Source organism: uncultured Campylobacter sp. (genome assembly GCF_937996225.1).
Lineage (GTDB): Bacteria > Campylobacterota > Campylobacteria > Campylobacterales > Campylobacteraceae > Campylobacter_B.
Window position 1 is genome coordinate 1 of record NZ_CALKTC010000075.1, and the last position, 24,635, is coordinate 24,635.

Annotated in this window: 20 protein-coding genes and 1 tRNA gene; all 21 read right to left on the bottom strand. The window is 48.6% G+C overall.

Annotated elements, in window-relative coordinates; translation table 11 throughout:
* Positions 1-41: 41 nt before the first annotated feature.
* Positions 42-126, bottom strand: a tRNA-Leu gene (locus Q0174_RS08590).
* A gap of 69 nt (positions 127-195) precedes the next feature.
* Positions 196-534 carry an ATP synthase F0 subunit C gene (gene atpE, locus Q0174_RS08595; protein ID WP_177386747.1) on the bottom strand — a complete coding sequence of 113 codons (339 nt, stop codon included), beginning with the start codon at positions 532-534 and terminating at the stop codon, positions 196-198.
* 149 nt (positions 535-683) lie between these two features.
* On the bottom strand, positions 684-2,198 hold the full coding sequence (locus Q0174_RS08600) for a 2-isopropylmalate synthase (protein ID WP_298043302.1): 1,515 nt from the start codon (positions 2,196-2,198) through the stop codon (positions 684-686).
* Positions 2,199-2,282: 84 nt separating this feature from the next.
* Positions 2,283-3,032, bottom strand: coding sequence for a CDP-diacylglycerol--serine O-phosphatidyltransferase (gene pssA / locus Q0174_RS08605; RefSeq protein ID WP_298043303.1), 750 nt, complete (start codon positions 3,030-3,032; stop codon positions 2,283-2,285).
* Positions 3,033-3,158: 126 nt separating this feature from the next.
* Entirely contained in the window at positions 3,159-5,108 is a 1,950-nt protein-coding gene (gene ftsH / locus Q0174_RS08610; RefSeq protein ID WP_298043305.1) for an ATP-dependent zinc metalloprotease FtsH, read from the bottom strand.
* On the bottom strand, positions 5,105-5,968 hold the full coding sequence (locus tag Q0174_RS08615; RefSeq protein WP_298043306.1) for a 50S ribosomal protein L11 methyltransferase: 864 nt from the start codon (positions 5,966-5,968) through the stop codon (positions 5,105-5,107). Before Q0174_RS08615 ends, ftsH begins: the two co-directional genes overlap by 4 nt.
* 78 nt (positions 5,969-6,046) lie before the next feature.
* Entirely contained in the window at positions 6,047-6,754 is a 708-nt protein-coding gene (hisA, locus tag Q0174_RS08620; protein WP_298043307.1) for a 1-(5-phosphoribosyl)-5-[(5-phosphoribosylamino)methylideneamino]imidazole-4-carboxamide isomerase, read from the bottom strand.
* The gene (gene hisH, locus Q0174_RS08625) at positions 6,754-7,479 is read right to left on the bottom strand and encodes an imidazole glycerol phosphate synthase subunit HisH (protein WP_298043308.1); all 726 of its coding nucleotides are present in this window, start codon (positions 7,477-7,479) and stop codon (positions 6,754-6,756) included. The genes hisA and hisH overlap by 1 nt, the downstream gene beginning before the upstream one ends.
* Positions 7,476-9,281: a nucleoside-diphosphate sugar epimerase/dehydratase gene (locus tag Q0174_RS08630; RefSeq protein ID WP_298043309.1), complete on the bottom strand. Its 1,806-nt coding sequence runs from the start codon at positions 9,279-9,281 to the stop codon at positions 7,476-7,478. The genes hisH and Q0174_RS08630 overlap by 4 nt, the downstream gene beginning before the upstream one ends.
* Positions 9,281-10,378, bottom strand: coding sequence for a UDP-N-acetylbacillosamine transaminase (gene pglE, locus Q0174_RS08635; protein WP_298043310.1), 1,098 nt, complete (start codon positions 10,376-10,378; stop codon positions 9,281-9,283). Before pglE ends, Q0174_RS08630 begins: the two co-directional genes overlap by 1 nt.
* Positions 10,379-10,495: 117 nt before the next feature.
* Positions 10,496-11,095 carry a UDP-N-acetylbacillosamine N-acetyltransferase gene (gene pglD / locus Q0174_RS08640; protein ID WP_298043311.1) on the bottom strand — a complete coding sequence of 200 codons (600 nt, stop codon included), beginning with the start codon at positions 11,093-11,095 and terminating at the stop codon, positions 10,496-10,498.
* Positions 11,082-11,687 (bottom strand): undecaprenyl phosphate N,N'-diacetylbacillosamine 1-phosphate transferase, encoded by a 606-nt coding sequence (gene pglC, locus Q0174_RS08645; protein ID WP_298043313.1) that lies wholly within the window; start codon positions 11,685-11,687, stop codon positions 11,082-11,084. Before pglC ends, pglD begins: the two co-directional genes overlap by 14 nt.
* Positions 11,680-12,807 carry a glycosyltransferase family 4 protein gene (locus tag Q0174_RS08650; RefSeq protein WP_298043315.1) on the bottom strand — a complete coding sequence of 376 codons (1,128 nt, stop codon included), beginning with the start codon at positions 12,805-12,807 and terminating at the stop codon, positions 11,680-11,682. Before Q0174_RS08650 ends, pglC begins: the two co-directional genes overlap by 8 nt.
* 73 nt (positions 12,808-12,880) lie before the next feature.
* Positions 12,881-15,661: an STT3 domain-containing protein gene (locus Q0174_RS08655; RefSeq protein WP_298043316.1), complete on the bottom strand. Its 2,781-nt coding sequence runs from the start codon at positions 15,659-15,661 to the stop codon at positions 12,881-12,883.
* Positions 15,662-15,663: 2 nt separating this feature from the next.
* The gene (locus Q0174_RS08660; protein WP_298043318.1) at positions 15,664-16,782 is read right to left on the bottom strand and encodes a glycosyltransferase; all 1,119 of its coding nucleotides are present in this window, start codon (positions 16,780-16,782) and stop codon (positions 15,664-15,666) included.
* 246 nt (positions 16,783-17,028) lie between these two features.
* Positions 17,029-18,072, bottom strand: coding sequence for a glycosyltransferase (locus Q0174_RS08665; RefSeq protein ID WP_298043320.1), 1,044 nt, complete (start codon positions 18,070-18,072; stop codon positions 17,029-17,031).
* On the bottom strand, positions 18,069-19,334 hold the full coding sequence (locus tag Q0174_RS08670) for a glycosyltransferase (RefSeq protein WP_298043321.1): 1,266 nt from the start codon (positions 19,332-19,334) through the stop codon (positions 18,069-18,071). The genes Q0174_RS08665 and Q0174_RS08670 overlap by 4 nt, the downstream gene beginning before the upstream one ends.
* Positions 19,334-20,413 carry a glycosyltransferase family 4 protein gene (locus Q0174_RS08675; protein WP_298043323.1) on the bottom strand — a complete coding sequence of 360 codons (1,080 nt, stop codon included), beginning with the start codon at positions 20,411-20,413 and terminating at the stop codon, positions 19,334-19,336. The genes Q0174_RS08670 and Q0174_RS08675 overlap by 1 nt, the downstream gene beginning before the upstream one ends.
* Before the next feature lies 1 nt (position 20,414).
* Positions 20,415-21,476, bottom strand: coding sequence for a polysaccharide pyruvyl transferase family protein (locus tag Q0174_RS08680; protein ID WP_298043324.1), 1,062 nt, complete (start codon positions 21,474-21,476; stop codon positions 20,415-20,417).
* Positions 21,473-23,095 carry a Coenzyme F420 hydrogenase/dehydrogenase, beta subunit C-terminal domain gene (locus tag Q0174_RS08685; RefSeq protein WP_298043326.1) on the bottom strand — a complete coding sequence of 541 codons (1,623 nt, stop codon included), beginning with the start codon at positions 23,093-23,095 and terminating at the stop codon, positions 21,473-21,475. The genes Q0174_RS08680 and Q0174_RS08685 overlap by 4 nt, the downstream gene beginning before the upstream one ends.
* Entirely contained in the window at positions 23,092-24,630 is a 1,539-nt protein-coding gene (locus Q0174_RS08690; RefSeq protein WP_298043328.1) for an oligosaccharide flippase family protein, read from the bottom strand. Before Q0174_RS08690 ends, Q0174_RS08685 begins: the two co-directional genes overlap by 4 nt.
* Positions 24,631-24,635 lie beyond the last annotated feature (5 nt).

Below are 24,635 nucleotides of genomic sequence, written 5' to 3' on the forward strand. Positions count from 1 at the left end.
AAAATTCAAAAAACGAAAAAAATAGGGAAAATTTTGATAGATGGTGCGACCGACGAGATTTGAACTCGTACACCTTGCGGCACTACCCCCTCAAGATAGCGTGTCTACCAATTCCACCACGGTCGCATAAATTTTAAAGCTTGATCTCAAACCTTGAATTATATAAGTTTGAAGCCCGATTTCTCGGGCTTTTGATTAATTTGCAGCAGCCTTTAAACCCGCTGTCAAAAAAGGATTTACGAAAAGCAAGATAAATGAAATAACTAATGCATAGATAACCTGCGCTTCGATCATCGCTAGCGAAATATACATCGTATTCGATAGCTTGCTAGCTACGCTCGGATTTCTAGCGATGCCATTAAGCGTCGCACTAGCGGCATTTCCCATACCTAACGCGCCACCCAAAGCGGCTAGACCTAAAACAACTGCAACGGTAATTGCAGAAAAAGAAACGATCTGAGTGTAAGCGCTTAGCTGCTCGCTAGCAAAAGCCGCGCCGCAAAGCGCAAATAACAATACAAGAACTTTTTTCATAAAAGTCTCCATAAATAAATTTTAAAACGAGTTTCGGCTCAATACCCCCTACTCCAACGTTTTAAGTGTGAAATATTATTAAAATTTTGCTTTTGATTTGTTTAATCTAGCGGAATTTGCGTTAAATTTAGCAAATCCCGCCAAGCAATCTAACGCTTAGCGTCCAGATACGTATTTAGCGCCGCAACGTAGGCCTTCGCAGACGCTAGCATCGTATCTACGTCAAGTCCTCTGCCGATGATGGCGCCCTCGTCTTTAAATTCTACTTTGACGGTTACTTTCGCCAGCGCGTCTTTACCCTGCGAGACCGCTTTTACTTGGTATTCTTTCAGGCTGCCGCTGATGCCGCTGATACGATCTATCGCCTTAAATATCGCATCCACGCCGCCGTTTCCAAGCGCGCTATCGCTTAAAATTTCATCCTTATACCTTAGCGTAAGTGCGGTGCTAGCGTGTCCTTTGTTGCAGCTATTGGAGCTTAAAACCAGCACTTCGTAGGTCTTTTCGGCTCCCACGAACTCATCGTTTACGAGCTCTCTAATATCCTCGTCGAAAACGTCCTTTTTGTTATCGGCGAGCGCTTTAAATTTATTAAACGCGATCTCAATCTGCTCGTTACTAAGCTCATAACCCAAAGACACCAGTTTATCCTTAAAGGCGTGGCGGCCGCTGTGTTTGCCCAGTACGAGCGAGTTTTTATCAAGTCCGATATCCTCGGCGTGCATGATCTCGTAAGTTTCTTTGTGTTTTAGCACGCCGTCTTGGTGGATGCCGCTTTCATGCGCGAAGGCGTTTTTACCCACGATCGCTTTATTAGGCTGCGGCTCGATGCCGGTGATGCTCGCGACTAGGCGGCTGGATGGGTAAATTTCTTTCAAATTTATATCGGTATAAAGCGGCGCAAATTTATCTGTGCGCGTCTTGATCGCCATTACGATCTCCTCCAGCGCCGCGTTGCCCGCACGCTCGCCGATGCCGTTTATCGTGCACTCGACCTGTCTGGCTCCTGCCAAGATAGCGGCTAAGGAATTTACGGTAGCCATTCCCAAGTCGTTGTGGTTATGTACCGAAACTACGGCGCGCCCGTCGATAAGGTTAACGATCTCGCCTATTCGAGCGGTAATCTCGTCCGGATAGAGATAGCCTACCGTATCGGGGATATTTATGGTGGAGGCTCCGGCGCTTATCGCGGCGTCACAGATCTCTTTTAAAAAGCCGATATCGCTTCTGCACGCATCCTCGCAACTAAACTCCACGTCATCGCATAGGCTTTTGGCGTATTGCACAGACTCTATGGCGCGCTTTATGACCTCTTGCGGCTGCATTTTGAGTTTAAATTCCATATGGATGGGGCTTGTGGCGATGAAGGTGTGGATGCGCCCGAGCTTTGCGCCCTTTATCGCTTCGCCTGCGGCCTTGATGTCTTTTTCTAAAGCGCGCGCAAGCGAACAGACGCGAGCCTTGCTAACGGCGCCGGCGATCTTTTCTATCGCGTCAAAATCCCCGGGGCTCGCCGCTGCAAAACCCGCCTCGATAACATCTACGCCCAGCTTTTCAAGCTGCAACGCAAGATGGATCTTTTCGTCCGTATTCATCGACGCTCCGGGGCTTTGCTCGCCGTCACGAAGCGTCGTATCGAAGATTATGATTTTATTTTTGTCCATTGCTTGTCCTTTCAAAGCGTTAAAATTTGGTGAAATTATAGCCGTGCAAGCTTAAAACAATCGCGGCGATAAACATATTTGAGATTATTTCGCCGTTTCCTCGGGTTTGTCTTTTTTATGAAATTTAGCCGCACTTAAATTTAAAGCTCCGCGAACCAAACCGTAAACGATATAAACCAAAGTGAGCACCGCCGGAAATTCCAGCCTGAAAAGATATAAAAGCGAGAAAAATACGACGATTAGAAGCACTAAAATTTTAATCGCGTTGGGGCGCTTTAGGCTGATCTTTTTAAAGCTCGGAAAGCGGATGTTACTTACCATCAAAAACGACAGTGCCGCCATTGCGATGATCAAAAATACACCAAATCCTTTGGAGAGCTCATATTTTAGATAAATTCCGATCCAAAACGCCATCGTAATAGCAGCCGTTGGAATCGGCAGCCCGATAAAAACGCTAGGCTCGTAGGTGCCCGTAGTGACGTTGAATCGCGCCAGCCTGATTGCGCCGAAAACCACGTAAAGCGCGGATACGAGCGAGCCGACCTTACCGTAATCGTGCCCGACCGCGCAGTAAAACAGCAGCGCCGGCGCTACGCCGAAAGCCACGATATCCGCAAGGCTATCGAATTCCACGCCGAATTTCGACGTAGCATGTGTTAGCCTCGCTACGCGGCCGTCAAGCCCGTCGCAGATCAAGGATAAAATGATATAAAAGATCGCGGCGCTGAAGTTGCCTTTGATCGTAGAAATTATGCTGATGACCGCTAAAAATGCACTTGCCGCCGTGAAAAAATTCGGCAATATGTAGATTAATTTTCCCTTTTCCTCTTCCATCTCTTACTCTTTAAATTTTATTTTCGCGCCGCTTTTCGTTCGGCGCCGCAGATCGCGCATAAAACCCTTTAGCGCGATCGTCTTAAAATTTAGCCCTAAGTTCTTGCTCTGCGCGAGGCTTGAAATTTACGCCTCGCTCTTTGCGCTTTCGATATCATCGTTAGCGCCTAAATTTCGCACCAGACGGGTAGGCATACCGTTATCTTTTTCAAATTTAGAGATGATCTCCACGATCTGCTCGCCCGAGACCGTCTCCTTCTCATACAGCGCCTTTACCATCTCCTCAATCGCCGGAGCATAGGTCCTTAGCGTCTCTTTTACCGCCGCGTAACGCTCATCCAGCGTCTTGCGGACATATTCGTCGATCTTAACCGCCGTTACCTCGCTGTAATCCTTGATGCTCTGTCCGCCGTTTAGGAAGGAATACTGCTGCTTTTCTAGCACCGCAAGCCCGAGCGCATCGGTCATTCCGACTTGAGTAGCCATAAATTTAAGCATATCGGTAGCGCGCTGCAAATCGTTGCCTGCTCCGTCAGTGATCTCGCCTAAAAACACATCCTCCGCCGCGCGCCCCGCCAAAAACGTATCGATCTCGGCAAAAATTTCATGGCGCTGATGCAGATATCTATTTTCAAACGGAGAATTTAGCGTATATCCCGCAGCGCTCAGTCCGCGCGGCACGATAGTTACTTTAGATACCGGCATCGCGCCTTTGGTAAGCTCGGCGATGAGCGCATGGCCGCTTTCGTGGTAGGCGACGATCCGCTTTTCGATCGGGCTTACGCGGCGCGATTTTTTAGCCAGTCCGATACCGACGCGTTCGATCGCTTCGAGCAAGTCTTTTTGCTCGACCTCCGCCTTTGCCTCGCGACCCGCTAAAAGCGCGGCTTCGTTGATGATATTTGCAAGATCGGCTCCCGCAAAGCCAACGGTAAGGCGCGCGATCTCTTCGATATCGATATCGCGAGCAAATTTAACGTCGCGCATATGCACCTTCAAAATCGCCATTCTGCCGTCAAAATCAGGTCTATCGACTAGAACCTGCCTATCGAATCTGCCTGGACGCAGAAGCGCCGCATCCAGCGTCTCCGGGCGGTTGGTAGCCGCAAGGACGATTACCGGGCTTGATTCCGAGCCGAAGCCGTCCATCTCGGCAAGCAGCTGATTTAGCGTCTGCTCGCGCTCATCGTTGCCCCCGCCGATACCGCCTGCGGTTCTGCTTTTACCGATCGCGTCGATCTCGTCGATAAAAACGATCGCTGGAGCCTGTTTTTTAGCGTTATCAAATAGATCGCGCACCCTGCTGGCGCCCACGCCTACGAACATCTCAATGAAGCTCGAGCCCGATACCGAAAAAAACGGCACATCCGCTTCGCCCGCGACCGCTTTGGCTAGCAGCGTCTTACCCGTGCCTGGAGGACCCACCAAAAGCACGCCTTTTGGAATTTTAGCCCCGAGGCTAATGTATCGCTCTGGATTTTTTAAGAAATCTACGATCTCCTTAACCTCCTCTTTCGCCTCTTCGACGCCCGCTACATCGCTAAATTTAACCTTCGGTTTTTCGGCGCTTACCAGGTTTTTGGAGCTTCCGATGCCGAGCACGCCGCCGCCCATATTGCGCTGCATGCGGTTGGCTAAAAACATCCAAATTCCAAAGAAAATCACGAGCGGCAAGACCCAGCTAAAGAGCAGATCGGTCAAAAAGTTGCTCTCGTTATACGCGCCGTATGGAATTTTGCGCGATTCTAAAATTTGAACTAGCTCGGGATCATCTACGCGCTTGGCGGTGTAGATTACGTTGCCGACTTGAGCTTTAATCGTGGAGCTTCCGATGGAAACCATGCTTACTTGGGAGTTTTTGATTTGCGATTTTAGCTCGGAGTAAGTTACGTTTCTACTCTCGCCCGAGACGGAGCTCAGCACTCCACCGCTATCAAATCCGCCACTTGGGGATATCGCTTTAAACACCACTATCAAAATAAGCGCGAAAATTATAAAAACGCCGATCGGATTTTTATTAAAAAAATTGTTTCCACCGCCGTTTTGAGGGGGTTGATTGTTTTGGTTGTTATTCATATCTTCCTTTCATAAACGAAGCTGAGCCATTCGTTTTGCTTTTTCATCTGCACGAAATTTAAATCCAAAAAGGCCTGCTCTATCCTATCTTTATATTTTTCTAAAATTCCCGACAGCACGAGCTTGCCGCCCGGTTTTAGCGCTCTTTTCAGATCCGCGCTTAGGATCAAAATCACGTCGGCGATTATATTTGCGACGACGAGATCAAACTGTGGCTGCGCGCTTTTGCTTGAACTTTGCTCGTTTAAGCTTGAAACGCTGCCGAGCCAAATTTTATCGATCCGCACGCCATTTTTCTCGGCGTTTTGCCGCGTAGCGACTACCGCCTGCTCGTCGGTATCGCAGGCGCTTACCTTTGCGCCCAGTTTTTTCATCGCGATACTTAAAATTCCACTGCCGCAGCCCACGTCAAGCGCGCTCATGCCCGCGCGAGCGAGCTCGCTAAGCAGTGCCAGACACATATTGGTGCTTTCGTGATGACCCGAGCCGAACGCCAGCGCAGGATCGATCAGCAAATCGATTAGCGCGCGATCTTGCGATCTTTCGCACCAGCTTGGACGGACATAAAATTTACCGACCGCTACGGGCGCGACGCCTTTTTTATATTCGTCGAGCCAGTCTTTGTTTTGCTTTTTTGAAATTTCGATCTGCAGATCGGCGTCTAAATTAGTAGATCGCGCGAGCCCCTTTTTAAACTCTTCAAATGCAAATTTTAAATTTTGCAGATCCTCTTCGTCGCGGATTATGAAGCGATCGCCATCCTCCTCGACGCAGGTAACGCCGAGCTCAAACGCAAAGCTCTTGAAAAGCTCGCTCGCATTCGCGCTTTTTACGATCATCTCATAAAAAAAATCTTTCATCGCCTCACATCGCCTTTAAATTTTAAAATTTGCATATTACTAAAATTTAGTTCAAACTTTGCTTACGCTCGGGCGTTTTTATATAGCTTTAAACGCCTTTTTAAGATCGAGCGTGCCCTCGTAATACGCCTTACCGACGATAACGCCTGCGATGAGCCCTGCGTTTTTAAGCGCGATTATGTCGTTTATATCTTTAACGCCGCCGCTTGCGATAGTGTCGATACCGCTAGCTTTCGCGATAGAGCGGCTAAATTCTACGTTCACGCCGCTTAGCATACCGTCGCGCGATATGTCGGTGCAGATGATGGCGCAAACGCCCGCGTCCGCATAGTCTCGCGCCAGATCGGTCGCTTTTACGCGGCTTAGCTCCGCCCAGCCCTCGGTCGCTACGAGCCCCTCTTTCGCGTCTATGCCCACGACGATGCGGTAAAGCTTCGCCATTCTCCTTACGAAATCTCTATTTTTAAGCGCCGCCGAGCCCAGGATAAATCTATCGACGCCTAAGCTCAAATACTGCTTTATGCGCGCTTCGTCGCGGATACCGCCGCCCACTTCTACGCGCAGGCGCGTGTTTTTTACGATCAGCTCGATCGCTTTGAAATTTACCGCCTCGCCCGCAAACGCGCCGTCGAGATCAACTAAATGCAGCCACTTAGCGCCGAGATCTTCAAATTTTTTGGCTAGCTCGCAGGGGTCTTTGGAATAAATTTTTGCGCTTTGCATCTCGCCCTTGCTAAGGCGCACGGCGCATCCTTGTTTCAGATCGATCGCAGGGAAAATCTCCATCACAGCTCCGTAAAATTTTTAATGATTTTTATGCCCGCATCGTGGCTTTTTTCGGGATGCGGCTGAAAGGCAAATACGTTTTCGCGCCAGATCGCGCTTGCAAACTCATAGCCGTAAAATGTGGTCGCAAGCGTGATCTCGCGCTCGCAAAGGACATGGTAGGAGTGCACGAAATACAGATACTCAAACTCGCCTAGGCCCGCATTTATCGGCGAGCGCTTGATAAAATGCGCGCTGTTCCAGCCGACGTGCGGGATCTTTAGGTTTTCGGCGCGAGTAAAATTTTGCCCGCAGCGCTCGCTCGGTTCCGCCCCGTCTGAATTAAATTTCGCCCCGCCCGATCTAAATTTCATATCCTCGGACCCAGATTCCGCCCCCTGAATATTAAATTTCGTTTTGTCAAATTTCACGACGCGACCGGGCAAAATTTCAAGCCCGCTGCGCGCGCCAAATTCCTCGCTTTGCTCGAACAGAAGCTGCATCCCAAGGCAGATGCCTAAAAAATATCTGCCGCTTGCGACGAACTCTTTAATCGCGGCGTCCATACCGTTTGCGCGAAGCCTATCCATCGCCTCGCCGAATGCGCCCACGCCCGGAAGCAGAGCCTTATCGCAGCTCAAAAGCTCCTCGGGGCTGCGCGCGAGGCAAAATTTAGCGCCGCAAAAACTAAGCGCGTTCATCACGCTTTGGATATTGCCCGCGCCGTAATCCACGATACCGATCAAGCCGTGCCCTTCATATCGTTTAATCGGTGCGAAAACTCGGGCACGATACGCTTTAGCTTATCCGCGACCTGCGCGTCCTCGCACTCCGAAAGCTCCTCGATCTGCGAGCTTAGCTCTTGTAGGTCGTATTTTGCGGAGTGGGTTACGAAGATGGATTGGTACTTCGTGCTCTTGTCGTTTTCGTCGATCAAAAGCTCCTCGTAAAGCTTCTCTCCGGGGCGCAGACCGACAAATTTAATGCCAAGCTCCTCCTTGCCGGCAAGCTGCAGCATTCGCTTGGCAAGATCGGCGATCTTTACGGGCTCGCCCATATCCAGCACGAAAAGCTCGCCGCCCTGCGCGATGGAAGCTGCTTGAAGCACCAGCTGGCACGCCTCGCTAACGAGCATAAAATATCTCGTAATCTCGGGGTGCGTAACGGTAAGCGGCTCGTTCGCTTCGATCTGGCGTTTAAATTTAGGAATGACGCTGCCGCTTGAGCCGAGCACGTTTCCGAAGCGGACGGCGACGATCTGCGTATCGCTTGCCGCGTCGTTGGAATTTAGCGCGTAAAGCTCGCAGATACGCTTCGTCGTGCCCATAATGTTCGTCGGTCGCACCGCCTTATCAGTCGAGATCAAAACGACCTTTTTCGCGCCATATTTTTTGGACAGATCAATTACGTTTTTTGTGCCGATGACATTGTTTTTGACCGCTAGATGCGGATTAAACTCACATAACGGCACGTGCTTATACGCCGCTGCGTGCACGACTACCTCGGGACGAAATTCTGCAAAAACCTCCTCCAGCTCATGGCGATAAACGACGTTTATCATCTTTAGCTCGTTACGCGCGTCCGCGCCGGTGGCTTCGTTAATAGAGTAGAGGTTAAACTCGCTGTGTTCGACCATAATAAGACGCTTTGCGCCGAATTTCAAGCATTGCTTACAAATTTCGCTTCCTATCGTGCCGCCCGCACCCGTTACCAGCACGATCTTGCCTTTGATAAAATTTTCAATCGCTTTGGTGTCGAGGTCTTTGGGCTTGCGCGCGAGCAGATCCTCGATCGATACGTCGCGGATCTTTTTGCTCTCATCCTCCAAAAGCGAAAAGAGCTTGATATCCTTTAGCCCGTATGCAAACAGCTCGTCGTATAGCTCCTTTAGCTCGTCCGGATACAGCGCTAGCGCGATGATCGCGGTTTTGGCGCCGCTATCTTTGATCATCTGCGGAATTTCGCTCTTAGCCCTGACGACGTAATTTTCGCAATACGTCCCTACTAGCTCGGGCCGCCCGTCCACGACGCCCACCGGATAGTAGTTGATATATTTTTGCCGCATACCTTTTAGGACGTGAAAGGTCTTGCTCGTAGCGCCCACGACGATGCAGGGCTCGTTATTCGTGATATTTTTCTTCTCACTTAGAAACATCCGCTTTGAAATTCTAATCCCACCGATTAAAATAAACGAGATCGCCGCATCGATGATGATGACTGAGCGCGGGAAGGGGTTAAAAACTTTACTCGCTAGAAAAAATAGGATCAAAAAGGTAAGTGCTGCCATCACGTGCGCGTAGAAGAGCTTTCTTGCTTCGTATAGCCCGAAAAATCTCCACGGAACTAAATAGATCCGCAAAAACCAAAAATAGAAAATTTTAATCGCAGTAAGGCTCGAGGCGCTAAGCAGCGCGCCTTTATAGAATTCGTTCGGTATATCTCCGCTAAATCGCAGCAAAAACGCGATGTAAACGGAGAGGATCGAGATAAAAATATCTCCTAGCAAAAAAAACGCGAAGCGGCTAAATTTAGTGGGTTTTAACAGCATTAGATGTTTTCTTTTACGATTTTTACGACGCGTTCAATCGTCTCGTCGCTCATATCGGTGCCGCTAGGAAGGCAGATGCCGCGACTAAACATATCCTCGCTCGTGCCGTCAACTACACTAAGTGCGCCTGCGAAGATGCTTTGCAGATGCATCGGCTTCCAAAGCGGGCGAGATTCGATGTCGGCTTTATTTAGAGCCTCGATAACCTTTAGATGAGCGTCCTTTTGTTTAAATAATAGCGTTGTAAGCCATCTGTTGCCCTCGCCGCCTTCGACTTCGGGCATAAACTCCACGTCGGTGCCTCTAAACAGATCCTCGTAGATTTTAAAAATCTCGCGTTTTCTCTTTACGCGCTGCGGCAAGACCTCCATCTGACCTACGCCGATAGCGCCTAAGACGTTGCTTAAGCGGTAGTTGTAGCCGTAGTCCTTGTGCTCATAGTGAAGCAGCGGCTCGCGTGCCTGTGTGCTTAAAAATCTAGCCTTGGCGATTAGCTCCTCATCGTTTGAGATCAGCATTCCGCCGCCTGAGGTAGTGATGATTTTATTGCCATTGAAGCTTAGTGCGCCGCATTTTCCGATGCCGCCAAGTGCTTTACCCTTATAAAATCCGCCCAGCGCCTCCGCAGCATCCTCGATGAGATCGATATTTTCATTAGCACAAATTTCGCATATCTCGTCCATCTTCGCAGCCTGTCCGTAAAGATGCGTAACGACGAGCACATTTGGTTTTTTCGGCGATTTTTTGATCGCTTCTTTAAGCAGCTTCGGGCTTAAATTCCAACTCTCGTCGCTGTCTATCAGCACTGGCACGCAGCGCTCGTAAAATATCGGATTTAGCGACGCCATAAAGGTAAACGTGGAGCCAAGCACCACGTCGCCGTCCTTTACGCCGCTGCAGCGAAGCGCTAGATGAAGCGCCGCCGTGCCTGCATTTAGCGCCAGCGCGCCGCGCGTGCCAGTATAGGACTTCACTGCGTCCTCAAAGCGATTAACATATTCGCCCAAAGGCGCGATATAGTTGCTTTCAAATACCTTTTTTATATACTCAAGCTCATTGCCACCCATATTCGGCGGGCTTAAAAATACTCTTGCCATCTCTATCCTTCCTTGATCTTTAAATTTAACCTCGCGCGGAGCAAGGCTAAATTTAGCTTTCGGCATTAAAATTTAAATGCTCGGATTTTATCACTTTTAATGCTATAAATTTTAAATTCAGCCATTTTTTTTAATCACGCGAGCGGGCACGCCTACGGCTACGCTGTCGCTAGCTATGTCGCGCACGACCGCAGCGCCTGCGCCGATGATGCAGCGCTGCCCGATACTTAGTCTCTGAATGACGCTGGCACCGATTCCAATGTGCGAAAACGCCCCCACCTTCACGCCGCCCGCAAGCGCCGCGTTTGGGCTAATGTGCGCGAACTCGCCGATCTCGCACTCATGCTCGATTACGACGCCAGAGTTGATTATCGCGCCGCGGCCGATTTTGGCTCGCGCGTTTATCACGGCGCCTGGCATTACGACCGCGCCCTCGCCGATGACTGCGCTTGCGCTAACGATCGCGCTTTGATGAATTAGCGTCGCTATCTCAAAACCCGCGCGCGATACTCTCTCTTGGATCTTTGCGCGAGTTTTGTTATCGCCGATTGCGATTATTACGGGATGCTTCGGCAGATCCTCGCTAAATTTCAACCCTGCCGCGTCGTCTAAAAAAACGACCTCGCTAAATTTAACCCCGCGCGCGGCTAGCGCGACGTCCGCTACCACCAGCCCGTGTCCGCTCGCGCCGTAAACGTAAATTTTAGTTGTGCCCATTAAATTTCTCCGTCGTCGCCATGCCCTCTTTATTCACGCCTTCTTTCGCAAGCACTTTTTTGATCGTTAAAAGCGCGATCTTAAGATCGAGCGCGAAGCTTAAATTTTGCGCGTAATAGGTGTCGAACTCAAATTTTTTCTCCCAGCTGATCGCGTTGCGTCCGTTTACCTGCGCAAGCCCCGTGATGCCCGGGCGCACGCTGTGTCGCAGGCGCTGCTGCGGCGAATAAAGCGGCAGATACTCGATCAGCAGCGGGCGCGGCCCGATGAAGCTCATATCACCCTTTAGCACGTTGAAAAGCTGCGGCAGCTCATCCAGGCTTAGCGCGCGGATTTTTTTGCCGTAATCGTTCAGCCGCGCTTCGTCAGGCAGAAGCTCGCCGTCCGCGCCGCGCTCGTCGCTCATCGTTTTAAATTTATAAATTTTAAAAATTTGCTCATCAAGCCCAGGGCGAGATTGCGTAAAAATCGCGCTTTTGCTAATGTGCTTGCGGATCAAGAACCACGTAAGCGCCATCACGGGCGAAACCAAAATGATCAAAACCAAAGCCGCCGTAAAATCGAGCGCGCGCTTTAAAAAACACTTATACATCGATAAATTTCCTATAAACCTCTAAATATTTTTCCGTGACGATCTTTTCGTCGTAATTTGCAAGCACCATCTCGCGCCCGTTTCGTCCCAGCCTTTCGCAAAGCGGCTCATCATCTAGCAAAATTTCGATCTTTCGCGCAAGATCATTCGCGTCGCGAGTGCGGCATATTAGACCGTTTACACCATCCTGCACGGCCTCGACGCAGCCGCTACAGTCGCTTACTACGCAGGCTCGCGCCATGCTCATCGCCTCTAAAACCGTGCGCGGAAAGCCCTCCTTGTAGCTAGGAAGTGCTAGCAGGTAACTAGCCTTCAAAAGCTTTGGTACATCATTTCTGGCACCCAGATAATGCACCGCACCGCTTCGCAAAAACGCAGGATCAGCGGTACTTTTATTGCCCGCAAAGCCCTCGCCTACGAAGACAAATTTCGCATCCGATCGATTTTTTAAAATTTCTGCTGCTTCGTAGAATTCTCTCACGCCCTTATGCCACATCGCGCGAGCTATCATCAGTACGATCTTTTTGCCGTGCAAATCCTCGCCCAAATCCGCTGCATTAACGATTTTGGGGTTGAATCTTTCAACATTTACGCCTACACTTTTAATTCTTATGACCTTTTGCTTCGTAATAAGCCCGCGAGATAGCATATAATCGGGATCGGCATCGTTTACAAATATGCAAGCATCTGCCTGCGAAAATGAAAATTTATAAAGTTTCTCCAAGACAGCCCTCACAAGCCTTGTTTTAATATCATCGTCGATATAAAAGCTGCCCAGCCCCTCGACTAAGTTTATCACATATTTTATACCCGCCTCTCGAGCTGCCAGTGTACCAAACACGTTTGATTTATGCGCAGCTGTTTGCAGCAGGTCTAAATTTAGCCTCTTTAGCTCGCGCGCAAGGGCTTTGGTGTTGCTAAATACGGTAAGCGGATTTAGGCTAGCTCGATCAAGATCGTAGGTTATGGCATTAAAATCACGCGCTAAATCCTGCGTATAAGCGCCACGAGGAGCAATTGCAAAAACCTCGTGCCCGCGCTCTTTTAAAGCCTGCATTATCGGGCGGCGAAAGAAATGTAAGCTCATATCGGCATGGCTTAAAAACCCTATGCGAGCCATCTGCTGCATTCCTTGCTTGGCGTTGCGAGATTAAATTTCATAAATTTCTCCTTAGCTTGCGGCAAAATTTTATCTAGCGCTTTAATTTATAAACTTTCACGGCAGGGCTTAAGATCACAGGCTCGAATAGCTCGGGCCTATATCTTTCAAATACAAAAAGCTGAATGTAGCTTGAGTTTAGCATCGTCTTATCTAGCAGCAAAAATCGCCCGTAATCGCGCATGAAAATCACGTAAAATTGCGCGCTGCTGTCCATATTAAACTCTTTTACCGAAAGCTTGCCGCTCGCGTCGTAGCTCGTTTCGTAAAAGGTATTGATCGCAAATTTTCTGCCGCTATATTCTAAATTTAAAAGGCTCGGCGAGATCGAAAAGCCGTTGTCCATATGCACGCCGCTTTGATCCTGAACAAACCTATCGCTCGTTATGAAAAACAGCTCACTTAGCTGCTTGCCGTCGGTGATGTCGATGTTTGAAAACTGTGTGACGACGGGGAAGATATTCATCATGCGATCGGGCAGGATGTAGTAGATGTCGCGCGTAGGCCTTGGCGGCTTAAAATCGGCTAGCCCCAAGCTTAAGATAAAATCATTTACATCAGTCGCGTTGTAATCTTTTAAAATTTGCTTTAGCTTGTTTGGAATTTTTTCGCTATATCCGCGCTCGGTGTATTCGACATCCAGGCGCGCCATATTTGCGGAACTCATCTGATCTCTAAAAAGCGCAAAGCTAACGGGAAAATTATCGTTGCCGAGGTGTTTGCCACCGTCGATGAGGGTCTTTACGTCGCTGTAATAGCGTATGCCATATCCGTAGTCCCACCATGAAAGCGCGTAGTCTTCGCGCTGCGCCTTATCTTTGAGCTCATCTAGCACCCGCACCTCGCTTTTATAAAAGACCGTATCGACCTTGTACGAGACGATGTGCTGCCACGCGGGATAAATAGCAAGCGCCGTCAAAATAAGCAGTATCGCGCGTCCCGCGATCTTTGGCAGATCCAAGCGCTTTACGCAAAAATACAAAATATATCCGAAACTTAGTCCCATCACACCCACGGCATAGATCGTAAATCTAAGGCCCGCTTTGTTCGCCGCAAAGCCCAAAAGCAGAAGTGGGATCGAGAGCAAAAATTCCTTATGTCTAAAGCAAAGCACTAAATATCCGATCGTCGCGATCACGAAAACCGCGACGTGCGAGCTGATGCGCTCCATAAAGATCTTAGGCGGCACGATGCCCGATTCTTGGATCGTTTGATTGACGTTGAAAAAATGAAATGCCGTATCGGCGTTGTCCGCAAAGGAGCGGAAGATATAAAATTTTGCCTGAAAGATGATCGGGCTAAGACCTCCGTTTGCGACGAAAAAGACTACGGCAAGCGCGCCGATAATCGCTAAAATTTTAAAATTTAATAGCTTTCCTTTAAATGCAAAGAGCCAAAATAGCGTAAGCGAGATTAAAATTTTAGCTACCAGCGGCGTGGAGCAAAGCGCGATCAAAAAGATGATCATCGCTTCGTAATTTACCGCACTTTTTCGCTTAAAAATCAGCGTGTAGGCGAAAAACATGGCGAGCATCATGGAATTTAGCGAGAAGCTGGACGGATACCACCACATATAAAATATCGTAAACGCGCCCAGCCAAAACAGCGTGCTGCGCGAACCGCGCGTGCAGATACGGATGAGCGCCCACAAGATACACATCGCAAGCATGATATTTAACATATCGGTGTCGTAATACCCCGCCATAGTGCGGTTGTAGTAGCTATTCGCCACGCTCGCGACAAGCGCGCCGATGAAGCCCGCGCGCATGCAGCGAAACTCGCTTGAAATCAGCAAGATCGGCACTACGATGAGCGAGCTAAACAAAGCCGGCAGATAAACGAATATCGTCTCGATTTTAAAGGGTAAAATTTCAGCCAAAAACGCCGTCAAAATCGAAAGCGGCGCGCTAAAATAGCTAAGATCGTTAGGCTGATGAAAGCCGGCGAGACGGTCGCGCGCGCCCTCTGCAAAGGCGTAGCCGTCGTTGGTGTTTATCATCAGCTCGCCGTCCCAAAAAAAGTAGTTCGGAAATCCGCTCGCCCAATACACCCACCACATACGAAACGCCACGCTAAAGGCAAACGCGAACAAAATCATCAGCAAAATATGCTTGGAGAACTCATAATTTTTTATAAAACCAAAAATTCTACGCCTGGCAGGAAGCGCGCCAGCTGCCTGATTTTTAGAATTTTGGGAATTTTCTGCTGTGGGGCTTTTAGAATTATCAGAATTTATGCCGTTTGTAGAATTTAAAGTACTTGCGGAATTCGCATTTTTAAATTTAGCCAAATTAGCGGCTTTTGCGGAATTTTTATTTGTAGAGTTCGCAACGCCAGCGGAATTTTTATTTGTAGAATTTTTGCTCGTGGAATTTGCAGTGCCCTTTAAATTTGAGTTTGTAGAATTTGCACCTGCGGAATTTTCAGAATTTACCGAGGCGGAATTTTGTCCGCTTGATTTTTTAGCCTTTTTGGATTTTTTTTGTGCTCGCGTTTTTGCAGAAACAGCGCGCGCTTGATCGTCGCTTAAATTTTTAACGCCGGCGTGCGCGGAATTTTTGCTCGCAGAATTTTTTGCATCAAGCGCGGAATTTTTATCGCTTTTAAGTACGGCGTCCTCGCTACCCTCAATCTCGGCATTTTCGCCGTTAAAATTCTCTCCACCGCCTGCGGAATACTCTGCGTCAAAATTTCCCTCACTAGCAAAATTTTCGCTTAAGGCAGCTTTGTCGGCACCCATTGATTGCGCGCCTTTTTGATCGTCCGATCCTTCGTCGATCTCTCTGACGCTAAAAGCCTTTTTTTCTTCACCCACGCCTATTTTCCTTCGTCAATTTGTTCTATTTTTGCGATCAGCTCGCTTGCTATCCGTTTTTTATCGAAAAACGAGGCTTTAATTTTAGCCTTTTTCTCATAAAATTTTACATAATTTTCATCATTCAGCGCTTTTTGCATCGCCGCTTGGGTGCTTTCTAGATCGTTCACACCCACCAGCACGCCCCATTCGCTCTGCCCCATAAGCTCGCGCGCACCGCTTTGATGATCGCTTGAAATCACGAGCTTGCCGCACGCAAGAGCTTCGATGAGCGCGTTTGAAAACCCCTCAAAAAGGCTTACGAAAACAAACGCGTAGCATCTGGCCATATATTTATACGGGTTTGCGTCAAAGCCCAAAAGCTTCACGCGACCGCCCAAGCCTAGCTCCTCTATCAGAGCCTCAAGCTCGGCTCGCAGCACGCCGTCGCCCAAGATCAGCAGGTCTTTGTCATTATTTTTTAAATTCGCATACGCGCGGATCAAAAGCGCGTGGTTTTTGCCCGCATCGAGCCTGCCGACGCTTAGGAAAAAGGGCCTCTGCTGCGCGATAGGCTCGCTCGCTTTACGGCCGATCTCATCAAGATCGATCGCGTTATACAGCACGCTCATCTTGCGCTCATCGATTCCGAAATTATCCGCCAGATCGCGCAGATTTCCAAGCGAGTTTGGAAAGATAAAATCAGCCTTTGGATAGAGTTTGCGCAGCAGAAGCTTTGAAATTTTGGATTTGAAACTCGCATCTTTATACAGCACCGACGGCGTCGAGCATTCGTTAAAAATCATCGTTCCGCCCAATCCGTAAACTCGCGCCAGCGCCGCCACGTAACAAGGGCGGTTCATCCAAACAAAGTGGATGTCGATACCCAGCCTCTCGCATAGCTTTTTGTAGCGCAGCGCCAAAAACGGCAGCTTTGCAAGCTTCAGCAGTCCGTTTTCAAAAGGGGCTGATTTTTCGATGAAATGGATCTGCACGCCGCTTGGAATTTCATAAAAAATCCTCTCGTTCATCAGCACCAGATGCACTTCGTAGCGCGCCTTAAGCTCGCCTAATAGGTTGCTTACGACGCGCTCGGCGCCGCCGCCGCCCATCGAATATATAAAAACGCTTAATTTCTTCATCCCTTTACCTTTTAAATATCGCTGCCGCGCCCTAAATTTAAGCTTTAGTTCCGCTTTTTATGCGAGCATACGCCGCGCCGTTTAAATTTAGCGCGTTTTGCGCTGCCTCCAAGCGGGCAAAATTTCATCGCGCGATGCGGCTTTGTAAATTTAAACGCGCCGTTTTGCTCGGGCGCAAGACGCCATCTTAGCACACCGAAGTTTAAATTTATCTCTGCGCGGTGCTAAGGCATCGATAAGCGGCTGCTATTTGCGTGCAAACCGATCGATCAAGCCCTGCCAGAGCTCGACTATGCGCTCTTGCGAAAACTCGTCTAAATTTTCATTTGCATTTTGCACGAGAGCGTCTCGCAGCGCCTCATCACGCATTAAAATTTCAAGCTTGCTCGCAAGTTCATTCGCATCGCCGCATTTAAACAAAATGCCGCTAAAGCCGTCTTTTATGAGCTCTTTTGCGCCCGCCGTGTCGCTGCTAAGCCGTGCACAGCCGTAAAACGCAGACTCGATCAGCACGTTCGAAAGCCCTTCATTAAGCGAACTGAGCACAAAAATTTTGGCTTCTTTATACAGTTCGCTCACGTCCTGCTTATGCCCTAAAAATCGCACTTCAAGCCCAAGCTGTGCTGCCAGCTCGCGCAAGCTTTCGCGCAGCGAGCCGTCGCCCGCGATTAAAATTTCCCACTTCGCAAGCAGGCTTTTATCGATCCTGCTTAGCGCGTCAAAGTAAATTTCATACCCCTTTACGGGCTCGAGCCTGCCGACGCTTAAGATCACGTTTCGCTTAACGCCCTTGGTATCGCAAATATCGCCGAAAAAGGGGTTATGCACGACGAAGCAGTTTTTGACAAATCGCGAATAGTACTCAAAATCCGAACGCGTAAGCACCGTAAGCGCGTCCGCTTTTTTATAGCACAGATCGCGCACGCGGCTAAAAAGCCCGCTTCGCAGATAATCGTGCGCGTTGTGCTCGGTCGCGATGAGCGGGATACCTAGCCCAAAGCTTGCGATCACGCACGCTACGTTCGTCCAGTCCATAAAGCTGATGATGACGCTTGGGCGCTCGCGCTTGAAGCACTCGCGCAAAATTCTGTATTTATCGAACCTGCCGCCATTTTTGTAAACATCCAGATGCAAAAATTTTATCTTTTCGCTAAATTTATACCTGCCCTCGTCGTTTTCCAAAATCGCGATCGTAACGTCGTTTGCGCGCGCAAAATGGTTCGCCAAAACCTGCAGCACGCGCTCTGCACCGCCGTTTCTAAGCGCTGCGATGACGAATAAAATTTTCATTTTAGCTTCCGATAAATTTTATAAAATAGCCGCAAAAGCGCGGGGCTAGCGTAAAACAAGACCATCATCAGCGTCTGCGTGCGGCTTGCATGCGCCGCGAAAAATCCAAAATCCAGCCGCTCGCGCACCAAAGCGTGCAGTGAGCGGATCTGATCCACAGCTTCTGCAGCGCTTAAAGGAGAGCGGGGATCTGCGATCTTTCTTTGCGACGCGGAATTCTGCTCGGAATTTCGCATATAATTTTGCTCGGAGGAATTTTTAAATGCAGAATTTTTACTGCATGCGCAAGACAAACTATCAGCACCGCGCGAATCTGCCTCGTTTGCCAAGCTGCACATATTAGCCTCGGAAGGAGAAGTCGCATCTCCATCCGAACTTGCAGGATCAAAACTCGATTTGATAATTAAAAACGCCGTATTCAGCGCGGATTCGCAGCGAGTAAAATTAGCCTCACGCGCCAAGCTTGGATAATTCGCAGCGATCGCCTCAGTATAGCGGCGCACCGCAGCGATGACCGCAAGATGCCTGCGCGCAAATGAGTTTACGGTCGAGCCCGCCCTTACGCGGTAAAAATATAAAATTTCATCCGTGCACGCCGTAATAGAAGCGTTAAAAATATCAAAAAATATCGCCACATCCTCATAGATCTGCCCCGCAGGAAAGCGCAAAGCAGTGAAAATTTCGCGAGCAAACAGCGCGCGCCAAACCGCGGTGCTAAAATACGGATCCTGCGTGCAGCTGCGTCTAAAAAGCTCTTGCGGCGATATTTTATATTCGCCTGCGCAGGTATTTAAATTTGCAGCTCCCCCTGGATTGCTAATCTCTTTAGAATTTTGATTTTCTTTAAAATTCAAAACCGCCTTGAAATTATTTATTTCGCTCTCGTCGCTAAATGCCGTGTAGCCGCACATAGCTATTTTGGTGCAAAATTTCTGCGTCAGGCGAAAAAGCGTCTCAATCAAATCAAGGCTTATCAAATCGTCGCTATCTACGAAACTGATAAACTCCCCGCGAGCGACATCCAAAGCAGCGTTTCGCGCGCTAGCCTGCCCGCCGTTTGGTTTATGCAGCACGCACACACGGGGATCGCGCGCAGCGTATTCGTCGCAAATCGCCTCGCTGCCGTCATTTGAGCCATCATCTACGAGCAAAATTTCTAAGTTCGTATAGGTCTGCGCCGTGATGCGCTCCATGCAAGCGCGCAGAAATTCTTTGACATTATAAACGGGGATGATGACCGAGATTAGGGGATTTTTGCTCATTATTCCTCCCTTTTTATCGTAGCGGCTATGAAATCCAGCCAGCGTCGCCCGATCGTTTCAATTTTAAGGCTCTCCTCGCGCTTGGAGGCGTTTTGCACGAGCCGCTCGCGCAGCTTTTCGTCACTCATTAGAATTTCAAGCTTTTTAGCGATACTTGCGCTATCGCCTACAGGGCACAAAAACCCATCTACGCCGTCGCTTATAAGCTCGCTAGGACCTGCGATGCAATCTGTGGAAATTCTAGCGGTGCCAAAAAATATACTCTCCATCAAAATATTGCAAAAGCCCTCCATCTTGGAGGTTACGACGACGATTTTAGCGCGTTCATATAAGCTCTCGATATCGCGCACAAAGCCGATGAACTGCACATTTAAGCGCAGCTTCGCAGCTAGGCTTTCAAGGCTCTTTCGCTCCTCTCCGTCGCCTGCGATCACCACCTTCCACTCTTTTAAAAGATTGAAATCTATAAGCGCAAGCGCCTTAAGAAGGACATCAAAGCCCTTATAGACATTGAGCCGGCCGGCTGCTAGGATGATATTTTCTTTAGGCGGGCGAGCATCTTTAGCATGGCTGATCTCAAACATCGGATTAGGCATAATCACGCGATTTTGCACATATGTGTAATGATCCAGATCGAATTTACTAAGCACACTAAGACCTGCAGCTTGCGGATAAAAGATCCGCTTGAGAGCTCGCCAGATCGGACTTTTTAAAAAACGATGATTGGTGTGCTCGGAGACGATGATTTTCTGCCCAACTCCAAGATTTGCGATAAGCGTAAGGACATTGGTATTATCTAAAAACGAGATTACTACGTCAAATTTACGACTTTTTAGAAGCCTATGCAAGGCTAAAATTTTATCGTAGCGCTTTTTTATATTGCCAAATACTCCTAAATCGCCTACGCCCAAATCCAAGCTAATAAGTTCGATCTTATGATCCAGCGCGTAAAACGGCTCATCTGCGTCAAATTTTATCACGCAGACTTCATTCTCGCGGCAGAAAAAATTTGCCAGCACGCTTAGCACGCGCTCGGCACCGCCCTTGCCTAAAGCAGAAATTACCATAGCTATTTTCATTTTATGAGCCTAAACTTGTTTTTAAAAATTTCATCGAGTCCTCTCTTTTACGGCGCAACGCCTCATTTACGCCATCCCAATCGATAGTCGCGTCCAACCACGCGTCTTTGGGATCTTGCAAAGCTCTATCTTCAAGCCCGAACGAGCCCAAAAGTGAGCTAAAGCGCGACGCACCGCGACTAGCGTTAATGAGCACAAAAAACGGCTTATTAAAGATTATGGAAAATACGCAGCCGTGAAATGAGTCGGTTAGCACAAACTCCGCGCCCGCAATAGCGCTTAACCATGCTTTTATGCCGATACGGTTGCCGCGGTCGTTCACCTCATCTATCTCTAGGCCGCTTTGCTTTTTTAGTAGCTCTATCGCCGCTTCAGAGCGAGGCGATGGATCTAGGATATAGGCAAAACCCTTGCGCTTTGGCGCATGGCTTAAAAATTTATCGTAAATCTCTTTGTTAGCTAAAAGCGTAGGATCCAGTACCCAGTGCGCATCTACGCCAAAGCATTCGCGTGCAAGCTTTACACTATCGCACTCACGCACCGAAATAGCTTTAAATTTAGCCAAATTTGCAGCGTGAGCTTTTAAATCTGCGGGATTTTTAAGCCCACAGAGCCTATCTCCGCCGAAGCTTGCAGCATAGGCGATCCGCGTGCAGTTAGGCGGCAAAAATCCAAGGCTAAAGCAATCTGCAAAATCCGCAAAATAGCTAGGACGAAAAACTTGATCGCTTCCTAAAATCACCGCTTCAAAGCGTTCTTTCTCGCACAGCGCTTTTAAATCCGCGGGCGTGCAAACAGGCACGGTTAAAGGGATATTTTCCGCTACAAACTCGCTAGTATCGCGCTCGTAAGAGGGATTAAATTTCGCGCCGCAAAGCTCCTTTTTAAGCGCGCATACCACTAAAAATTTAAGATACGCAATCGATAGTTTACTTCTTTGCAGGCGCAAGTTTATGAGACGTGGCTCATGCCCTAGCCCCACTAGCACGCGGCTTAACGCGTAAGCTTGTAAAATTCCGCCGTAATTATTTACTAGCGGCAGGGTAAAAATCCCGATCTTCATGCAAACTTCCTATAAATTTTATATGCCGCGATCTTTGGTAGCGCCAAAAGCGCTAGCGCTTTATTCGTAGCGGCAATTTTTTTAAGCCTAGCAGCGATGAAATCATCGCAATCAAAATGCGTAGCGCTATATCGCTGGATCTGAAGCTTCTGGCGCAAGATGTAGCGTCTAAGCGGATTTTTCGCGCCATAGAAAATTTCGTTTTTGCACTCCACCTGGCTTTGCTGCGAGCGCTGCACCTCCGCTGCGAATATCCGCTCGCAAAAAATCGCCTCGCGTGCCTGCTTCGTAGGCTGCGAAAATAGCGCGTCGATCTGGGCTGCGCGCGTAATTACGAGTGATGTGCCGCGCCACTCGCTCATTTCGCTTTGCAGCCACGCATCCATCAGAACGACGTCGGCGCATTTGGCAAAAACGTCAGTGCAGGCGTTGCACGCAAGCGGCGTAAAAGCGCGCGAACTCCAGTACGCAAAGGCGCTACTACTGCGATCGTCTATCGCCTCGCTACCGTCTGCGGCGCGGAATTTAAAGCCAAAGCTCATCGCACTTTTGCCCGCGATTTTATATCTGTAATTAACCGCCGCGAGCTGCTTACGCTCTTTAAACGCAAGATCTGCCAGCTTATGCGTAAAACCAGCACCCTTGCCCTGTCCGCAAACCAGCCCAATAATAAAGCTTATGCGGGATTTAAGGCGCGGATTTTTACTCGCAGCAAGCCTTAAGGCCTTAGCAAAACACGGCAGCGCGCTGATCGCGTATCTACCCTCACGGCGCGACATCTCCTTTAGCACTGCTTCAAGCGTGAGCGGATAGTAAGCGGACGAGCGCGCACGAGTAAGCTCATCAGCATTTTTTATCACGCTAAATTTAAATAGCGGCACGGAATTTTCGCCCATAGAATTTCGCGCGTTTTTGGAATTCTCGCAAGCAAAATTCTGCGTTGATACGGAATTTTCACAAGAAGCTTTAGAATTCTGCGCGGAATTTTCATTTGTAAAATTCTGCGCGGAATTCTGCGTCAAATTTCCGCAAAAAGAATTTTGTGCACTCGTAAAATTTATAGAATCATCATCTGTCAAATTCTGCGTTAAATTTACCATTACGGAATTCTGCGTGGAATTTTTGGTTGCGAAATTTTGCAAATTCTGTGGCTGCGCTAAATTATTGCAGGCAGAAAAATCACGTTTGGAATTTTGGGCTATAAAATCCCCTTCGTCCGCGGGCACAGCGCAAATCGCGTAATCAATGAGCCCGCGCGCAAAAAGCTCGCGAAAAATATAATCTCCCGCGCCGCCGCTTGCACTGCTTAGGCGCTGCGCTTCATCTTTTTTGTAGAATTTGTAAGTGGCTAAAAATCTGCCAAAATCAGGACTAAAGCTTTCCAGCTCTGAGTATGATTTAGAATTTAGCTCATTTTCAAGCATGTCTTTTTCGTAAAACGGGCAGACTTTTAGACAAATATCACATTTATCGCGGCACCCTTCGCCCTCCTCAGGCGCGTAAAATCCATTGCCTCCAAGCCGCATTTTTAGCACGCTAAAAGGGCAGCTGCTCGCGCAGACGCCGCAGCCGATACAGCGGTCTTTCGTAACCACTTCGCTAATTACATTGAAGCTCAAGCCCGCCTCCTTATCTTAGCTGCAATGCCGCCAAAAATCGCGCGCTCATAGTCATTCATCGCCCAAAAATATGCGCTTAGCACAAACATAGCCGAATAAAGCCCGCCGCAAATTAACAAAAAGCTCACTCCATGCAAGCCTAGTGCGTAATTTATCACTAGGCTTGCTGCGATTGCGGGAGCAAATTTTACTACCATCGCGCCGATATTTCGCCAAAATTTAGCGATGTCAAGTCCGATTACACGAGCATAGTAGATATTCATCACGCAGATATTTAGCAAGGTGATCGCAAAAGCCGTGCCGCACGCAGCGCCCACGCCACCGTAAGCCTTAGCTAGCGGGATAGAAATAGCGATGTTTACGAGCGTGACGCAAAACGCAGCGATTGAGCGAAATTTGACTTTGTTTTTTGCCTGAAGCACGGCTAAGCCTAAATTTTGAATCAACGGCACGCTTACTGGAAGCACCAAAATAAGCGCGATTGCGTATGAAATTTCATAATTTGCGCCAGCCCATAGCACGATAAACTCCCGCCCAAAAATCACCAAAAGCGACGCGATAAAAAATATCACGTAAAATTGCAGCCTGCCTATTTTGATAAATTCCGCGCTAAGCTCGGAATCAGTGGAGTTTGCAGAGACCATTTTGGCGATTTTAGGAAGCATCACGCCGCTAATGGTGAGCGAAAGCGTGACAAAAGTGGCATTTATCGTGCTTGCTACGGCATACGTGGAGACCGCCGTAGCGCCTGCGACCGCGCCTAAGATAAAATTATCAACGTTCCAGTTTACTTGATCGACTACGATGCCTAAAAATATAAAAAATGAGTAGCCAAAAATTTGCTTAAGCGTGGAGGCGTCAAAATTTCGCACACTTATCACGGGCGAGACTTTGCGCTTGCAGTAAATAAAATCCGCCGCGACGCAGATTAAATTTACCGCCGTAGCGATGATTACGATCGCGATAGCCTTATATCCCAAAAGTAGCGCAGGCACCGCAGCTAGCGGCAGAGCGATCGTACGAAAGATCCCAATTAGCTTGATAAATACGAAATTCTCATGCGCCGTAAGGATCGACGAATATATGCTAAAAGGAAAACTAATCGCTAAATTTGCAGTTAGTAGCATTAGCATAATGCGAATTTCGCCCATCTCACTAGCGCTTAGCTTAGCGCCAAAAATCGCGTGCAGATTGGCTAGCAGCGCAGCTCCTGCAAGCACGATCACCGCGCTCATTGCTAAATACACGCTAAAAATCGTGCCGTGCAGCTTATGCATGCGCTCCACTTCGCCACTCGAGGCGTATTTGGCGGTATAGACCGTCACGGCGTTGCCAAAGCCTAAATCCAAAATCGCCAAATAGCCAATAACGCTGCTAGCTAAAGAATACAGCCCAAACTCGCTCTGCCCCAGCGCCCGCAGGAAAAACGGCGTATAAACCAAAGTAAGTATCGTAGAAACAAAGATATTCACATACGATAGAACGACGCCGAGCTTACGCTGCGCAGCTTCGGGGGCATTTAGAATTTTAAGCAAATAAG

Excerpts from the sequence above, each read along its gene's own strand:
- pssA (WP_298043303.1), bottom strand. The coding sequence starts at position 3,032 with ATGGAAGAGGAAAAGGGAAAATTAATCTACATATTGCCGAATTTTTTC.
- Q0174_RS08600 (WP_298043302.1), bottom strand. The coding sequence starts at position 2,198 with ATGGACAAAAATAAAATCATAATCTTCGATACGACGCTTCGTGACGGC.
- pglC (WP_298043313.1), bottom strand. The coding sequence starts at position 11,687 with ATGTATAAGTGTTTTTTAAAGCGCGCGCTCGATTTTACGGCGGCTTTG.
- Q0174_RS08680 (WP_298043324.1), bottom strand. The coding sequence starts at position 21,476 with ATGAAGATCGGGATTTTTACCCTGCCGCTAGTAAATAATTACGGCGGA.
- Q0174_RS08660 (WP_298043318.1), bottom strand. The coding sequence starts at position 16,782 with ATGAAGAAATTAAGCGTTTTTATATATTCGATGGGCGGCGGCGGCGCC.
- atpE (WP_177386747.1), bottom strand. The coding sequence starts at position 534 with ATGAAAAAAGTTCTTGTATTGTTATTTGCGCTTTGCGGCGCGGCTTTT.
- hisA (WP_298043307.1), bottom strand. The coding sequence starts at position 6,754 with ATGGAGATTTTCCCTGCGATCGATCTGAAACAAGGATGCGCCGTGCGC.
- Q0174_RS08650 (WP_298043315.1), bottom strand. The coding sequence starts at position 12,807 with ATGGCTCGCATAGGGTTTTTAAGCCATGCCGATATGAGCTTACATTTC.
- pglE (WP_298043310.1), bottom strand. The coding sequence starts at position 10,378 with ATGGCAAGAGTATTTTTAAGCCCGCCGAATATGGGTGGCAATGAGCTT.
- Q0174_RS08630 (WP_298043309.1), bottom strand. The coding sequence starts at position 9,281 with ATGCTGTTAAAACCCACTAAATTTAGCCGCTTCGCGTTTTTTTTGCTA.
- Q0174_RS08670 (WP_298043321.1), bottom strand. The coding sequence starts at position 19,334 with ATGAGCAAAAATCCCCTAATCTCGGTCATCATCCCCGTTTATAATGTC.
- ftsH (WP_298043305.1), bottom strand. The coding sequence starts at position 5,108 with ATGAATAACAACCAAAACAATCAACCCCCTCAAAACGGCGGTGGAAAC.
- Q0174_RS08615 (WP_298043306.1), bottom strand. The coding sequence starts at position 5,968 with ATGAAAGATTTTTTTTATGAGATGATCGTAAAAAGCGCGAATGCGAGC.
- Q0174_RS08665 (WP_298043320.1), bottom strand. The coding sequence starts at position 18,072 with ATGAAAATTTTATTCGTCATCGCAGCGCTTAGAAACGGCGGTGCAGAG.
- Q0174_RS08675 (WP_298043323.1), bottom strand. The coding sequence starts at position 20,413 with ATGAAAATAGCTATGGTAATTTCTGCTTTAGGCAAGGGCGGTGCCGAG.
- pglD (WP_298043311.1), bottom strand. The coding sequence starts at position 11,095 with ATGGGCACAACTAAAATTTACGTTTACGGCGCGAGCGGACACGGGCTG.